Annotated in this window: 16 protein-coding genes; 8 read left to right on the top strand and 8 right to left on the bottom strand. The window is 46.4% G+C overall.

The genetic code is table 11. The features are described from left to right. Window positions 1-19: 19 nt before the first annotated feature. The gene (gene clpA / locus VC188_RS01480; RefSeq protein ID WP_216243749.1) at window positions 20-2,326 is read right to left on the bottom strand and encodes an ATP-dependent Clp protease ATP-binding subunit ClpA; all 2,307 of its coding nucleotides are present in this window, start codon (window positions 2,324-2,326) and stop codon (window positions 20-22) included. Continuing rightward, on the bottom strand, window positions 2,323-2,679 hold the full coding sequence (gene clpS / locus VC188_RS01475) for an ATP-dependent Clp protease adapter ClpS (RefSeq protein ID WP_072582834.1): 357 nt from the start codon (window positions 2,677-2,679) through the stop codon (window positions 2,323-2,325). The genes clpA and clpS overlap by 4 nt, the downstream gene beginning before the upstream one ends. 276 nt (window positions 2,680-2,955) lie before the next feature. On the opposite strand from clpS, the gene VC188_RS01470 reads away from it, so the two are divergent. Next, a complete protein-coding gene (locus VC188_RS01470; RefSeq protein WP_011903586.1) occupies window positions 2,956-3,159 on the top strand; it encodes a cold-shock protein in 204 nt (67 codons plus the stop codon). A gap of 84 nt (window positions 3,160-3,243) precedes the next feature. After that, window positions 3,244-3,708 carry a DUF192 domain-containing protein gene (locus VC188_RS01465; RefSeq protein WP_323482798.1) on the top strand — a complete coding sequence of 155 codons (465 nt, stop codon included), beginning with the start codon at window positions 3,244-3,246 and terminating at the stop codon, window positions 3,706-3,708. A gap of 81 nt (window positions 3,709-3,789) precedes the next feature. Here VC188_RS01465 and VC188_RS01460 read toward each other — a convergent pair whose 3' ends face one another. The 3 genes from VC188_RS01460 to argF form a co-directional block, all read right to left on the bottom strand. Beyond that, complete coding sequence (locus tag VC188_RS01460) at window positions 3,790-4,095, bottom strand: pyrimidine/purine nucleoside phosphorylase (protein ID WP_215358532.1); 306 nt, start codon at window positions 4,093-4,095, stop codon at window positions 3,790-3,792. Window positions 4,096-4,125: 30 nt separating this feature from the next. Beyond that, on the bottom strand, window positions 4,126-5,358 hold the full coding sequence (locus VC188_RS01455; RefSeq protein WP_216262700.1) for an argininosuccinate synthase: 1,233 nt from the start codon (window positions 5,356-5,358) through the stop codon (window positions 4,126-4,128). Between the two features lie 79 nt (window positions 5,359-5,437). Further along, on the bottom strand, window positions 5,438-6,385 hold the full coding sequence (argF, locus tag VC188_RS01450; RefSeq protein WP_323482831.1) for an ornithine carbamoyltransferase: 948 nt from the start codon (window positions 6,383-6,385) through the stop codon (window positions 5,438-5,440). 152 nt (window positions 6,386-6,537) lie between these two features. On the opposite strand from argF, the gene VC188_RS01445 reads away from it, so the two are divergent. After that, window positions 6,538-6,852 (top strand): DUF3579 domain-containing protein, encoded by a 315-nt coding sequence (locus VC188_RS01445; protein WP_083564229.1) that lies wholly within the window; start codon window positions 6,538-6,540, stop codon window positions 6,850-6,852. 73 nt (window positions 6,853-6,925) lie between these two features. Here VC188_RS01445 and rpsT read toward each other — a convergent pair whose 3' ends face one another. Next, window positions 6,926-7,192, bottom strand: a complete 267-nt coding sequence (gene rpsT, locus VC188_RS01440) for a 30S ribosomal protein S20 (RefSeq protein ID WP_071466054.1) — start codon at window positions 7,190-7,192, stop codon at window positions 6,926-6,928. 151 nt (window positions 7,193-7,343) lie between these two features. Here rpsT and murJ point away from each other — a divergent pair, with 151 nt between their 5' ends. After that, window positions 7,344-8,897, top strand: a complete 1,554-nt coding sequence (gene murJ / locus VC188_RS01435; RefSeq protein WP_323482797.1) for a murein biosynthesis integral membrane protein MurJ — start codon at window positions 7,344-7,346, stop codon at window positions 8,895-8,897. 5 nt (window positions 8,898-8,902) lie between these two features. Then, window positions 8,903-9,745 carry a SirB1 family protein gene (locus VC188_RS01430; protein WP_216192094.1) on the top strand — a complete coding sequence of 281 codons (843 nt, stop codon included), beginning with the start codon at window positions 8,903-8,905 and terminating at the stop codon, window positions 9,743-9,745. A gap of 45 nt (window positions 9,746-9,790) precedes the next feature. Here the strand turns inward: VC188_RS01430 and VC188_RS01425 are convergent, their stop codons facing one another. Next, window positions 9,791-10,435 (bottom strand): VTT domain-containing protein, encoded by a 645-nt coding sequence (locus VC188_RS01425; protein WP_216192180.1) that lies wholly within the window; start codon window positions 10,433-10,435, stop codon window positions 9,791-9,793. A 58-nt stretch (window positions 10,436-10,493) separates the two neighbouring features. Here VC188_RS01425 and miaA point away from each other — a divergent pair, with 58 nt between their 5' ends. Continuing rightward, window positions 10,494-11,501 carry a tRNA (adenosine(37)-N6)-dimethylallyltransferase MiaA gene (gene miaA / locus VC188_RS01420; RefSeq protein WP_323482796.1) on the top strand — a complete coding sequence of 336 codons (1,008 nt, stop codon included), beginning with the start codon at window positions 10,494-10,496 and terminating at the stop codon, window positions 11,499-11,501. Between the two features lie 11 nt (window positions 11,502-11,512). Here the strand turns inward: miaA and purM are convergent, their stop codons facing one another. Then, window positions 11,513-12,565 (bottom strand): phosphoribosylformylglycinamidine cyclo-ligase, encoded by a 1,053-nt coding sequence (gene purM / locus VC188_RS01415; protein WP_216155121.1) that lies wholly within the window; start codon window positions 12,563-12,565, stop codon window positions 11,513-11,515. 72 nt (window positions 12,566-12,637) lie between these two features. Here purM and VC188_RS01410 point away from each other — a divergent pair, with 72 nt between their 5' ends. Next, on the top strand, window positions 12,638-13,627 hold the full coding sequence (locus VC188_RS01410) for an AI-2E family transporter (protein ID WP_323482795.1): 990 nt from the start codon (window positions 12,638-12,640) through the stop codon (window positions 13,625-13,627). Window positions 13,628-13,638: 11 nt separating this feature from the next. Next, a complete protein-coding gene (hda, locus tag VC188_RS01405; RefSeq protein ID WP_323482794.1) occupies window positions 13,639-14,394 on the top strand; it encodes a DnaA regulatory inactivator Hda in 756 nt (251 codons plus the stop codon). Window positions 14,395-14,404 lie beyond the last annotated feature (10 nt).

Raw genomic sequence — 14,404 nt, 5'->3', positions numbered from 1 at the left:
TATTTAAAAAATGAGTGAATTAAATTTCTTCAGCAGGTGCTACATCAGCTTTAGAACGTTTTCCTGGCAATACTGGAGCATCAAAGTTCAATAGGACTTTGCCATCAGCATCAATATCAACATCCACATGACCGCCTTGAGCTAACTTACCAAACAGTAGCTCATCAGCAAGTGCTTTACGCACAGTGTCTTGAATGATGCGTTGCATCGGGCGAGCGCCCATTAAAGGATCGAAGCCATGCTTAGCCAAATGGGCTCGCAAGGCAGGACTAAACGTGGCATCCACTTTCTTCTCATGGAGTTGCTCCTCTAACTGCATCAAGAACTTATCAACCACGCGCATGATGATCGACTCATCAAGAGCTTTGAAGGAAACAATGGCATCCAAGCGATTGCGGAACTCTGGCGTAAAGAACTTCTTGATATCAGCCATCTCATCACCAGACTCACGGGCATTGGTAAAGCCAATGGTTGATTTCTGCATTGCCTCAGCACCGGCATTAGTAGTCATGATGATGATCACGTTACGGAAATCAGTCTTACGACCATTGTTATCCGTCAAAGTGCCATGATCCATCACCTGCAAGAGAATATTGAAAATATCCGGGTGGGCTTTTTCAATTTCATCAAGCAAAAGCACGCAATGCGGTTTCTTATTTACGGCCTCAGTGAGTAAACCGCCCTGATCAAATCCTACATAACCTGGAGGCGCACCAATCAAGCGACTCACTGCATGACGCTCCATGTACTCGGACATATCAAAACGGAGCAACTCAATACCCAGAATGTAGGCAAGCTGTTTAGCAACTTCAGTCTTACCAACACCAGTTGGTCCGGAGAACAAGAATGAACCGATTGGACGATCGATCTTGCCTAGACCAGCACGAGTCATTTTGATAGCGCTAGCCAAGGCCTCGATCGCAGGATCTTGACCGAAGACCACGCTCTTAATGTCGCGATCCAGTGTTTGCAACTTACTACGGTCATCGACTGTGACTGATTGTGGCGGTATGCGCGCAATCTTTGCCACAATTTCTTCAATCTCTGGGCGACCAATAGTTTTCTTCTGCTTGGACTTGGGCAAAATACGTTGAGCGGCACCGGCTTCATCGATGACGTCAATCGCCTTATCTGGCAAATGACGATCATTGATATAGCGAGCAGAAAGTTCTGCAGCAGCGACTAAAGCGCCAGCCGCATACTTCACACTGTGATGCTCTTCAAAGCGAGACTTTAAGCCACGTAAGATTTGCACTGTTTGATCTACGGTTGGCTCCACAACATCCACCTTCTGGAAACGACGTGATAAAGCTGCATCCTTTTCAAAGATGCCACGGTATTCCGTAAAGGTGGTTGCGCCAATACATTTCAGTTGGCCGTTAGACAAAGCAGGCTTCAATAAATTGCTTGCATCCAATGTGCCACCAGAAGCTGCGCCCGCTCCAATCAGCGTATGAATCTCATCAATAAATAAAACGCCATGAGTGTGATCTTTGAGTGACTTGAGAACACTCTTCAAGCGTTGCTCAAAATCACCGCGGTATTTAGTGCCCGCTAAAAGAGCACCCATGTCTAAAGAGTAAACAGTAGCGTTAGCCAAAATATCTGGCACATCGCCCTTCACAATTCTCCAAGCTAAGCCCTCAGCAATCGCTGTCTTACCTACCCCAGCCTCGCCCACCAATAACGGATTATTTTTGCGACGACGGCAGAGCACTTGAATCACCCGCTCTACCTCGCTCTCGCGCCCAATTAATGGGTCAATCTTGCCTTGACGGGCCATCACATTAAGGTTCTGGGTGTATTGCTCAAGAGGACTTTCTTTACCAGAAGAGGCAGATTCTTCAGCCTCCTGCGAAGGCTCAACGGGCTTTACATGCTCGGACTGATCTTTACGCACACCATGACTGATGAAGTTCACGACATCTAAGCGTGTTACACCCTGCTGCTGCAAGAAATAAACCGCATGCGAATCTTTTTCACCGAAGATGGCGACCAGCACATTTGCGCCTGTCACTTCTTTCTTGCCATTTGATGTTGACTGCACATGCATGATGGCGCGCTGAATCACACGCTGAAATCCCAGCGTGGGCTGCGTATCAACCTCATCATTCCCCGGTACAACAGGTGTGTTGTCATTAATAAAGTTTTTGAGTTGAGCGCGTAGCTCTGCGATATTGACTGCGCAAGCCTTTAAGACCTCTACCGCAGTAGCGTTGTCTAATAAGGCTGCGAGTAAATGCTCGACCGTAATGAACTCATGTCGCGATGCCCTTGCGTCAACAAACGCCATGTGCAAACTCACTTCTAATTCTTGGGCAATCATGCTTCCTCCATAGTGCACTGTAGTGGGTGACCCGCTTCACGGGAGAGTTCGATAACTTGATGCACTTTCGTAGCGGCAACATCGCGGGTAAATACTCCGCAAACACCCTTGCCAACTAAATGTACTTGCAACATGATGCGTGTAGCTGTTTCATGATCCTTATTAAAATACTCCTGAATCACCATCACCACAAATTCCATTGGCGTGTAATCGTCATTCATTAATAAAACTTTATACATCGAAGGCGCCTTAACTTGCTCGATTTGCTTTTCGAGCAGAAGGGTATCTTCAACGTACGGATTGCTGGGGTTGCCAGTGGTGGGATTTTTGGGAGCGCGACTCATGAGAAACATTCTAAACACAGATATCCAAACTTTAATTTACAGGGGTCATGTTGCGAAAAACACGCAAAAACCCCTCTTAAACCCATATTGGGGCATTTTTCGATAAAAAAAGGGGTAATTACTAGGGGGTAGGGGCATATAACTCCTTGACACCCCTCCAAAAAGGGCAAACAATCGGGGGGTAGGCTTCAAGAGAGGTTCTATTTAGGCGTGTTGTGGATTGAGACTGATTAAAAAGTATTTACCCTCATCACGGTTGTTTTAAGTTTATGTAATGGAGTTCGCATGGCGACCGGAATTGTTAAGTGGTTCAATGATGCAAAAGGTTTTGGCTTTATCAAACCTGATGATGGTGAAGAAGAGTTGTTCGCGCATTTCAGCGCAATTACTATGCCTGGGTTCAAAACCCTCAAGGAAAACCAAAAGGTAACGTTTGACATTACCCAAGGTCCTAAAGGCAAGCAAGCTACCAATATCCAAGCGGCTTAATAGTCCTTAGATCATTATTAAAAACCCAGGATTCGTTCCTGGGTTTTTTTTCGTCTGGAATTTCCCTCACTTAAAATACAAAGCATGTCTATATCAATCCCCAGCACCTCACAATTATTGCACCAAGTATTTTCTACTGCGCTCTTTATTTACTCCACCCTAACGCTCGCCCAAGTTAACGTCGGTCTACCCACTATTGAATTAAAGGCCGGCATCTACCGTATTCAGGCTGAGCTTGCCGATACACCTAAGGCTAGAGAGGTTGGTCTCATGAACCGCGCAAGCATGCCAAACAATTCTGGAATGTTATTTATATTCGAACAAAAAGCTGGTCACTGCTTTTGGATGAATAACACTAAGATTCCACTCTCGATTGCGTTCATTGCGGATGATGGCAAGATTGTGAACATTGAAGAGATGCAGGCTGAAACTACCAATAATCACTGCCCTAAAGCAGCTGTGCGCTATGCACTGGAAATGAACAAGCAGTGGTTCTCTGAGCGTGTAATCATCCCGGGGACAGTTGTTACGGGCTTGCCGAGAAATTAATTCAACATCATTCAAATTTATTGATGTTGAGTCGATAAAAAACGCAGGCCTCGGCCTGCGTTTTGTTTGAGCACCTTTGATTTATTCAAAGTGGCAAACGTAGTGCACTGGTTGCTCAGCACGAATAATGAAGTAACCACCCTTTTCCACTTCCCAGCTTTGACCGGCCTTGAACTCTTGCTCAGGGGCACCATTGATGCTGACGAAAGCATTGCCATCAACCACTTCCATAATCTCACTAGTGCTTAAGTCAAAACGCAAGGTGCTTGGCAGCACCACACCGACTGACTTACGCACGCCATTAGGCAATGTCACAGTATGAGAAACACACTTGCCATCAAAAAATACATTGGCTTTTTTACCTACGGAAACTTGATCAAATTGCATCTTGGTTCTTTCTAAACTAGTTGGTTTTGATTATTTCTTTGCGCGCTTACGTCTAGCAGTTTCAGCAATGCGCATGCGCAAAGCATTAAGCTTAATAAAGCCGCCAGCATCTGCTTGGTTGTATGCGCCACCATCATCATCAAAGGTTGCAATATTTTGATCAAACAAAGTATTTGCTGAATCACGTGAAATCACGGAGACGGAACCTTTGTAGAGCTTGAGGCGAACAACACCGTTAACAGCCTGCTGCGTATGGTCAATCAAGGTTTGGAGTGCGAGACGCTCTGGCGCCCACCACAAACCGTTGTAGATCAAGCTGGCATAACGAGGCATCAAATCATCCTTTAAGTGGGCTACTTCACGGTCCAAGGTGATACTTTCGATACCACGATGAGCCTTTAGAAGAATGGTGCCGCCTGGCGTTTCATAACAGCCACGGCTCTTCATGCCAACAAAGCGGTTTTCCACTAAGTCGAGACGGCCAATGCCATGTTTGCCGCCAAGACGATTTAATTCAGCCAATAACTCGTGTGGCTTATAGGCTTTTCCATCAATTGCTACTGGGTCGCCAGCCTTGAATTCGATTTCGATAATTTCTGGGGCATCTGGAGCCTTTTCAGGAGAAACGGTCCAACGCCACATAGACTCTTCTGCCTCTGCGTTTGGATTCTCGAGGTGACGACCTTCATAGCTAATGTGCAAGAGGTTCGCATCCATTGAGTACGGTGAACCACCTTGCTTATGCTTCATCTCAACCGGAATGCCATGCTTTTCTGCGTAAGCCATCAACTTCTCACGTGAGAGAAGGTCCCATTCACGCCAAGGAGCGATCACCTTGATACCTGGTTCAAGGGCGTAGTAACCTAATTCAAAGCGAACCTGGTCATTTCCTTTGCCGGTCGCGCCGTGCGATACAGAGTCAGCACCAGTTAAGCGAGCAATTTCAATTTGACGCTTAGCGATTAATGGGCGCGCAATAGAAGTGCCCAACAAATATTCACCCTCGTAAATCGTATTCGCACGGAACATCGGGAATACGAAGTCACGTACAAACTCTTCGCGCAAGTCATCAATAAAAATGTTTTCAGGCTTGATGCCAAATTGCAAAGCCTTGGCGCGCGCTGGTTCCAGCTCTTCGCCCTGACCTAAGTCAGCGGTGAAGGTCACGATCTCACAGCCATAAGTATCTTGAAGCCACTTCAAGATCACGCTGGTATCTAGACCGCCGGAATACGCCAAGACTGCTTTTTTAATATCGGACATGTTTTTCTTATTCAATCAAAATTAATGAAAACGAATTGCTTATTACTTACTGATTATTTTATTGCTGAAGTTTTATTACTTAATCCAAACGACCACAGAGTAAATACTCCATCAGGGCCTTTTGGACATGCAAACGATTTTCCGCCTCTTCCCAAACAATACTTTGTGGCCCGTCAATAACTTCTGCTGAAACTTCTTCACCACGGTGTGCCGGTAAGCAGTGCATAAATAGCGCATTAGGCTTAGCCAAAGCCATTAACTCTTCATCCACCATCCAATCTTGGAAAGCATTCATACGTAAGGTATTTTCATCCTCATAGCCCATGCTGGTCCAGACGTCGGTAGTCACTAGATCAGCACCTTTGCAAGCTTCTTTGGGGTCAGCGCAAATGGTTAAATGCTTGGCGGATTTTGGTGACAAACGCGTTGCATCTAACTGATAACCCTCTGGCGCTGAGAAGCGCAACTGAAAATCGAGGCATTCAGCAGCCTGCAACCAGGTATAGGCCATATTGTTGGCATCGCCTACCCAAGCTACCGTCTTTCCTTGAATCGGACCACGGGCCTCAACAAACGTAAAGATATCGGCCAATACTTGGCAAGGGTGGAATTCGTTTGTTAGGCCATTGATTACCGGCACCCGTGAATTAGCAGCAAAACGCTCAATAATGTCTTGGCCAAAGGTGCGAATCATGATGATGTCTGTCATCCTTGAAATCACCTGAGCAGCATCCTCTACAGGCTCGCCACGACCCAATTGGGTATCTCGGGTGTTCAGGTATACCGCATGACCACCAAGCTGATGGATGCCTGCCTCGAAGGAGAGGCGAGTACGAGTGGAGTGCTTCTCAAAAATCATGGCCAAAGTGCGGTCATGCAGTGGGTGCCAAGTTTCATAGCTCTTGAATTTGGCCTTAAGCCACGCCGAACGCTTGAGTAAATAGTCATACTCTTCACGAGTCAGATCAGAAAACTGCAGGTAGTGCTTTACCTTACCGGGCGCTTGAGGCTTTGCCAGCGATGTCATAGTTGAGCTTTCTACTAAAGTTTTGGCTTGCATTTTTTTCTTCAAACATTCGGCTGCACGAAAATAGACCCTAAAGCCATCTTACGGCCAACTTGGGCTGTTAAGCTAGAGGACTTAGTAATACTATTTCTTACAACCATCATTACGCGAACTTGAACCACAAAAAGCTTTTCATTCAAGGCATTACCACTTCTGGCAAACCATTTCGACCCAGCGATTGGGCGGAGCGTCTGTGCGGGGTGATGGCTACTTTTCGCCCTCCCGGTGATTCCGGGGACCCTCGCTTCACTTATTCGCCCTATGTCAGACCAGTGCTTATTGCAAAAGTGAAATGCGTTGTTATTGATACTCGACTGAGGGACCTAGATCCTCGAGCGCTAGACTTTGTCATGAACTTTGCCAAAGACAATAGCCTACCAATCGAAGAGGCGTGTGAGTTCAACCCAACAACCCCAGCCCAGCCTTAAAAACAAAAACCCGCTCTGATGAGGAGCGGGCTTAGGTCGAAACTACTTCGACCAGCCTAAAACTAAAACTGTATTACGCTGCCATCGCTTTGATAGCTGCAGACAAACGTGACTTCTGACGAGCTGCAGTGTTTTTGTGAGCAATCTTTTTGTCAGCAATCTTGTCGATTGTTGCTTGAGTTGCCGCGAAAACTTTCGCTGCAGAAGCTTTATCACCAGTTTCAATCGCTTTACGAACTGCCTTAATGGAAGTGCGGAGCTTTGAACGCAAACTGGAGTTATGTTCGTTTTGTTTTACTGCTTGGCGTGCACGCTTGCGCGCTTGTGCTGTATTGGCCATCTTTAAACCTTGCCTCTATAAAATGCAAAATGCGATTAGTTAAAAATCTTGCGGACTTGCCAGAATCATAAGCAAGCTCGCCAAAACCCAAGATTTTACCTTAAAGGGGCAAAAAAGCCCAGCCGACCGATAAATAGGTGAAAATCGCCTCATGAATCTGCTTTCTGCCGCTGCCAAGGTCAGCTCCCTAACCATGCTGTCCCGTATTACGGGCCTGCTCCGGGAGACCCTGATTGCCCGTAGTTTTGGGGCCTCCGAGTGGACAGATGCCTTTAATGTTGCTTTTAGGCTACCCAATTTGCTACGTCGGCTATTTGCCGAAGGAGCCTTTTCTCAAGCTTTTGTGCCGATTTTGGGCGAAATTGCCACAAACGAAGACCAAACTAAGGCCAAAATCCTCATAAATGCAGTCGCCACGCTCTTATTTTGGGCTTTGCTGCTCACGGTACTGCTAGGAGTCATTGGTGCCCCAGTACTCATTCTGGTGATTGCTACCGGGTTTAAAGGTGGTCCAGCCTATGACGCCAGCGTCGTTATGACCCAAATCATGTTCCCCTATATTGGACTGATTTCTATGGTCTCTCTCTCAGCAGGGATCTTGAACACTTATCACCGCTTTGCAATTCCGGCATTTACGCCTGTCTTGCTCAACCTTGCTTTAATCGGTAGCGCCATCTTTTTGGCTCCCCACTTAGAGCAGCCAATTTATGCCTTAAGCATTGGTGTTTTGCTTGGCGGAATACTCCAGCTTGCCCTTCAAGTTCCAACGCTTGCTCGACTCGGCCTATTGCCTCGTATTGGCTTGTTACCTGGCGCCATTAAATCAGCCGTCACCAACCCGGAAGCTAGGCGCGTCATGAAATTAATGGGCCCAGCAGTTTTTGCAGTCTCTGTTGCGCAAATCTCTCTGATCATTAATACGAATATTGCTTCGCGTCTGCAGGCAGGAAGTGTGTCATGGTTATCTTACGCAGATCGCTTGATGGAATTTCCAACAGCATTACTGGGTGTTGCCTTGGGAACCGTTCTTTTACCAAGTCTCAGTAAGGCCAACGCCAAAAATGATTTAGTACATGCTGGTGAGTTACTCATCTGGGGATTGCAGCTCACCTTCCTGCTAGCTGCACCTTGCGCAATTGCACTCTTTATCTTTGGCGAGCCTTTAGCGGCGGTCTTGTATCACTACGGCAAATTCAGTGCGCTTGATGTCTTGATGACGCAACGTGCATTAGCGGCTTATGGGGTTGGCCTCATTGGTTTGATTCTGGTGAAAATTTTGGCGCCTGGATTTTATTCACGTCAAGATATCCGCACACCCGTGAAGATTGGGCTACTCGTTTTAGTAGCCACTCAGTTAGCCAATCTAGTATTCGTACCTTGGCTTGGTCATGCTGGCCTTGCCCTTTCAGTTGGCACTGGTGCTTGTCTGAATGCCGCCTTGCTCTGGGTTGGACTGCATCGACGCGGAGCCCTGCCGAATTCAGGCTGGATCAAGTATCTCGGTCAGCTATTTCTAGCGCTCATCCCCTTCGCAGCAGTGCTTTTTTATGCTGCTGGCACACACAATTGGATTGCCCTGCAAGCTGAGCCATGGCTACGTATTGGCTTGGTAGGAGCATGGCTAGGTCTTGCGGCCATTGTTTACTTCGCATCACTGGGTTTAGTTGGAATTCGCTGGCAAAAATTCTTGCGTCATGCAAAATAGCCAGTATGCCAACACAACAACTCGACTATTTCACCTCCCTAGTTGCTGAAGACGAACATCTTCCTTTAACGGAGGCAGCAATCGCTGTCGCACAGCACGCTTATCCTGATTTAGATGTTCAAGGGGTTCTAGATCAAATTGATGAGATGGGCAACAAACTCAAAACTCGCATCACGCCGGATACCTCACCCGTTCAGCGCTTACAAATTTTGAAGCATTTCTTTTATACCGAGTTGGGTTTTGGCCCAAATCCAAATGATTTTTATGCTCCCGAGAATTCGTACTTGCATTACATTCTCGAAAATCGCAGAGGGATCCCCATCTCATTAGCGATTTTGATGATGGAATTAGGCAATCAAATTGGTTTGAAAATTCGGGGGGTTTCATTTCCAAATCACTTCATGATGCGCATCTCTTTGCAGCAGGGTGAAGTCATCATGGATCCCTTGACTGGTGAATCGTTATCAAAGACTCAGTTACAAGAAATGCTCGATCCCTACTTAGACGCTAAAGGCTATCGGGGTGACTTGAGCCTGCCGCTCAATATATTCCTGCGCGCCTCTAGCTCGAGAGAGATTCTGTCGCGCTTTCTAAGAAATCTCAAAATGATTTACTCGGAACATGAGCGCTGGGAGCGTTTACTAGGCATTCAAGAGCGCTTGGTGATCCTGTTACCAGACTCTATTGAAGAGATTCGGGACAGAGGTTTGATCTTTGCGCAACTAGAGTACTTGCGTCCCGCATTGGCGGATATGCATCGCTATCTCAGCGAAGTTCCAGAAGCTGAAGATGCCAGCGATATCCGTGAGCATATTGCTACGCTTGAAAGTCAAACCAAGCTGCACTAAAGCCGATTGGGCGTTAGTGTTAGTGCTTTGGTTTTTAAACTTCTGTTAGTTTTTATTGCGCTGAAAAATTTTATAGCCTGCTGCAAATAACACTGGCACAGCAGCTGCACCCACGCCAACCAGCACGATCACATTGAGGTTCTGACGGATAACGGGAATATTGCCAAAGAAATAGCCAGCAACTACCAACCCAAAGACCCACAACGCCGCACCAGTGATATTGAATAACTGGAAGCGTGAGAAGTTCATCTCGGATACGCCCGCAATAAAAGGTGCAAAGGTACGAATAATTGGCAAGAAGCGGGCAAGGATGATTGTTTTGCCACCATGCTTTTCATAAAACGCGTGGGTTTTTAATAAAGCGCCTTGATCAATCCAGCGCGATTGACTACTGAACACCCTTTTACCAATCCAACGACCAATGAAGTAGTTCACCGTATTACCCGCGACTGCAGCAATCAATAAACCCATACACAAGGTCCAGATATTGAAATGCTCGGTAGCGCAATAGGCACCTGCAATGAATAAGAGTGAGTCTCCAGGCAAGAAAGGTGCAACCACTAAGCCTGTTTCTGCAAAAACAATAGTAAATAGGAGGCCATAGGCCCAAGGACCGTATTGCTGAATCACCACATCTAGATGTTTATCAATATGCAGCAATAAATCACTGATTTGCAAAAGGGTATCCATCAACTCGCTCTCTAACTTATGGGTTGTTGCGGATATTAACAGGCTCTTATAATCAGGTATGCCAACTGAACCCTACATTCAGCCTATGCATGCTCCTGATGAAGTCTCAACGCTTTGTATTGTTGGGCCCACTGGAGCAGGCAAAACCCATCTCGCCATGTCTTTGGCTGCGTATGCTAAATCCATTGGCCTAACGATTGAACTTATCAGTATGGATTCTGCTTTGGTCTATCGGGGTCTAGATATCGGGAGTGCCAAACCAACTAAGTCAGAACAAGAAGCGGTTATTCATCATCTGATTGACATAATCGATCCTACTGAAGTGTATTCAGCGGCACGTTTTGCTAATGATGCAAAACGTCTTTGCACCGAGATTCGCGCGCGAGGCAATATTCCAGTGGTGGTTGGCGGAACGATGTTGTATTGGCGGGCGTGGGCGCATGGCCTCTCCTCGCTCCCTCCAGCAAATCCTGAAATTCGTGCTCGCTTGGATGAAGAGGGTAAAGCCATTGGCTGGCCAGCAATGCACGACAAGCTTGCCAAGATTGATCCTGAAACTGCAGCACGCTTAAAGCCAAATGATTCTCAGCGAGTGCAGCGCGCTCTAGAAGTTTATGAAATTACTGGCAAACCGATGTCCATATTACTGGCCGACTCACCCAGTGAAGATGGCAGAGAAGGCTCAGCGATTCCGTCATGGATTAAGTTAGTTTCACTTGAACCAAGCGATCGTAAGCGATTACATCTGAACTTAGAAAGGCGTTTTGATGAAATGCTTGCCGCTGGATTTATGGATGAAGTCAAAACTCTGCGTACCAATACTGGATTGCATGCGGATCTTCCAGCGATACGTTCGGTTGGTTATCGCCAAGCTTGGGAGTTTCTCAATGGTGAAATTGATGCTGAAGAAATGCGCTACAAAGCATTGGCAGCCACGCGCCAACTTGGTAAGCGTCAACTGACTTGGCTGCGTGCAATAGATGGAAGAAGCACATTTGACCCCTTCAACCCGGAAGAACTGAAGGCGGCATTAGATTACTGCAAAAGCAATCTCATCCAAAAATAAAAATAGATCGTTTAGATAACGATGGTTTGTGGCGCATCTTTTGGACGCTCCACCACCTCACCAACTGTCCAAGCCTTAAGACCTTGCGCAGTTAATGATTTGATTGCTGTATCTACTTGATCAGGCGCAACAATCACAACCATACCGATGCCGCAGTTAAATACGCGCACCATTTCTACATCAGCAACGCCGCCCTTCATTTGCAACCAGCGGAAAAGGTCTGGCATTTGCCAGCTATCGCGATGTAAAACAGCTTGAGTATTTTCTGGAAGTACACGTGGCACGTTATCCACCAAACCACCGCCAGTGATATGCGCCATTCCTTTTACATTAATTTCAGCAATCAATTTGAGAAGTGGCTTCACATAAATCTCAGTTGGCGCCATCACGACATCACCCAATGAACGACCACCTAAATCATCCGTTGGCTTTGCACCAGCACGCTCAATAATCTTACGGACTAATGAGTAGCCATTTGAATGCGCGCCACTAGAGCCAATTGCTAATACCGCATCACCAGGAACAATGGTTGCGCCAGTAATGATTTTGGATTTTTCAACTGCACCCACTGCAAATCCAGCTAAGTCATATTCACCTGGAGGGTACATGCCTGGCATTTCTGCAGTTTCGCCACCGATTAATGCGCAGCCAGATAATTCACAACCCTTGGCAATACCACCAACAACCGTAGCCGCTGTATCGACAGTCAACTTGCCGCACGCAAAGTAGTCCAAGAAGAAAAGGGGCTCTGCACCCTGAACTAGGATGTCATTAACGCTCATAGCCACTAAGTCTTGACCAATGGTTTCATGACGATTCCACTCAAAAGCAAGCCTTAGCTTGGTACCAACGCCATCGGTACCAGATACCAAAACTGGCTCTTTAAAGCGCTTAGGCACCTCAAAAAGGGCTCCAAAGCCACCAATTCCAGCCAAAACACCCTCGCGCATGGTTTTCTTGGCAAGCGGCTTAATGCGGTCAACCAAGGCATCCCCAGCATCAATATCGACACCAGCGTCACGGTAGGAAAGGCCTTTTGAGGAAGAATTAGTAGATGAGGTCATGTCAGCGCTGGAATATTAGTAAAAAATGCTACTAGGTCAGTAGAATCATTGAATTCTAGAGGATTACTCGTCATGGCTGAAATTTTTACCCCTTTTCTGGCTGCATTCATCCTTGCCTACATCCTGAGGCCTGCTTTTCTATGGCTGGAAAGAAGGCGCTTACCCGCATCTTTGGCTGCAGCTCTCACGGTAGTTCTAGGTCTGGCAGTCGTAATTGCCATTGTGAGCCTATTTGTTGGCCTTCTTAAAACAGAAATTCCCCTAATCAAAGCCCAGCTCCCAGGATGGATCTCAAACACGCAAGCATGGCTGGGCCCAAAATTAGCTGATTTTCATATTGATGTTGATTGGGGTAGCTTAAAAAGCACCGCCTCTCAAAAGATTTCGGAACACATTAGCGACAATGCTGACTCCCTGATGAGTACTACGATAGATACAGTACTCATGTCGGGTAGCTCAGTAATCACTGGCTTTGTAAATTCCGTATTAATTTTATTTGTGATGTTTTATTTATTGATCGATTGGAATCAATTTTTTCAGTACGTCAAAAATTTAGTGCCTAAGCGCGCCCAAGAAACCGTACATCATCTTGCAATGCATACAGATGGACTGCTCTCTCAGTATCTCAATGGCATGGTAATCGTTGTCTCCATCATGTCCGCTTTTTATAGTATTAGCTTAAGTTTAATCGGCATTAGAGGCGCCGTTGCCTTAGGTGTATTTACAGCATTAATGATTGTGATCCCCTATATTGGTATCACACTAGGATTCACGCTTGCTATCGTTTCCGCCCTTCTTCAATTTGGTCCGGGCTCAGAAATCATCGGTGTACTAGTCATCTATGGAATTGGACAATTCTTGGAAGGCTTCTTCTTGACGCCCCGCCTAGTGGGCGAGCGTATTGGCTTGCATCCCGTTGCCGTTCTGTTTGCCTTGCTTTTCTTTGGCAAGCTATTTGGCTTCTTTGGTGTATTACTCGCCCTGCCAATTAGTGCGGTCAGCTTAGTCTTAGTCCAGTACTTATGGTCTATTTATACGCAAAGCTCTTGGTATCAAAAATAAATTTGGTAGTAATGAATACACCCTCGCTTCCAAAACAATTTGCACTAGACATCAGTCACTCACCCATAGCTAGTTTAGAAAACTATCTTCCCGGGAAAGATCTCGCCTTAATTTCTGCTCTGCAAAATATTGAAAAATCTTGGGGCAAGGTCAGCGCTCAAAGCTCTGATAACCCACTCAATCAACGTTGGATTTACTGGTGGGGACCTGAGGGCTCTGGTCGCACTCACCTACTCAATGCCATCGAGAATGCAGCCAAGCATGCTGGCTTGCTACACATTGCCCTCTCCCCCCTCGAGCCTACTGCTTGGGTTCGCCTAGAAGAAAAGATGAATGCAATGACTGAAAGTGATGCGCCCTCAGTCATTACTGTTGATGATGTTGACCAGCTAGATGATCGTCTTGTTGGCTCCCTATTTCGGATTCTGAATGGCGTTCAAGCAAGCAAAGCGATTCATATTTTTATGGCCGGAAACGCTGCACCAGCCAATCTCAAGCTTCGAGAAGACCTGCGAACCCGTCTGGGCTGGGGTTTGATCTTTCAAACGCAGCTTTTGGATGATGATGAGAAAATACAAGCACTAGAGGAAGCAGCCAAAGAGCGAGGGCTTGTTTTATCCCCCGATGTGTTGCCTTGGCTGTTAAGTCGCTTTTATCGCGATATGCCCAGCCTGATGGCATTGATGGATGCTTTAGATGCTTACTCCCTTGAAACAAAACGTGCTGTAACCTTACCCCTTGTTCGCGAGCTCTTGCAGCCCAAATAATTTATTAAAT

It is taken from the genome of Polynucleobacter sp. MG-28-Ekke-A2 (assembly GCF_035012985.1).
Lineage (GTDB): Bacteria > Pseudomonadota > Gammaproteobacteria > Burkholderiales > Burkholderiaceae > Polynucleobacter.
Note: the sequence above shows the minus strand (reverse complement) of the source record. Positions and strands in the feature narration are given on the sequence as shown.

What these genes read in the sequence shown, in the direction of transcription:
- clpA (WP_216243749.1), bottom strand. Translation starts at nt 2,326, where the DNA reads ATGATTGCCCAAGAATTAGAAGTGAGTTTGCACATGGCGTTTGTTGAC.
- clpS (WP_072582834.1), bottom strand. Translation starts at nt 2,679, where the DNA reads ATGTTTCTCATGAGTCGCGCTCCCAAAAATCCCACCACTGGCAACCCC.
- VC188_RS01470 (WP_011903586.1), top strand. Translation starts at nt 2,956, where the DNA reads ATGGCGACCGGAATTGTTAAGTGGTTCAATGATGCAAAAGGTTTTGGC.
- VC188_RS01465 (WP_323482798.1), top strand. Translation starts at nt 3,244, where the DNA reads ATGTCTATATCAATCCCCAGCACCTCACAATTATTGCACCAAGTATTT.
- VC188_RS01460 (WP_215358532.1), bottom strand. Translation starts at nt 4,095, where the DNA reads ATGCAATTTGATCAAGTTTCCGTAGGTAAAAAAGCCAATGTATTTTTT.
- VC188_RS01455 (WP_216262700.1), bottom strand. Translation starts at nt 5,358, where the DNA reads ATGTCCGATATTAAAAAAGCAGTCTTGGCGTATTCCGGCGGTCTAGAT.
- argF (WP_323482831.1), bottom strand. Translation starts at nt 6,385, where the DNA reads ATGACATCGCTGGCAAAGCCTCAAGCGCCCGGTAAGGTAAAGCACTAC.
- rpsT (WP_071466054.1), bottom strand. Translation starts at nt 7,192, where the DNA reads ATGGCCAATACAGCACAAGCGCGCAAGCGTGCACGCCAAGCAGTAAAA.
- murJ (WP_323482797.1), top strand. Translation starts at nt 7,344, where the DNA reads ATGAATCTGCTTTCTGCCGCTGCCAAGGTCAGCTCCCTAACCATGCTG.
- VC188_RS01430 (WP_216192094.1), top strand. Translation starts at nt 8,903, where the DNA reads ATGCCAACACAACAACTCGACTATTTCACCTCCCTAGTTGCTGAAGAC.
- VC188_RS01425 (WP_216192180.1), bottom strand. Translation starts at nt 10,435, where the DNA reads ATGGATACCCTTTTGCAAATCAGTGATTTATTGCTGCATATTGATAAA.
- miaA (WP_323482796.1), top strand. Translation starts at nt 10,494, where the DNA reads ATGCCAACTGAACCCTACATTCAGCCTATGCATGCTCCTGATGAAGTC.
- purM (WP_216155121.1), bottom strand. Translation starts at nt 12,565, where the DNA reads ATGACCTCATCTACTAATTCTTCCTCAAAAGGCCTTTCCTACCGTGAC.
- VC188_RS01410 (WP_323482795.1), top strand. Translation starts at nt 12,638, where the DNA reads ATGGCTGAAATTTTTACCCCTTTTCTGGCTGCATTCATCCTTGCCTAC.
- hda (WP_323482794.1), top strand. Translation starts at nt 13,639, where the DNA reads ATGAATACACCCTCGCTTCCAAAACAATTTGCACTAGACATCAGTCAC.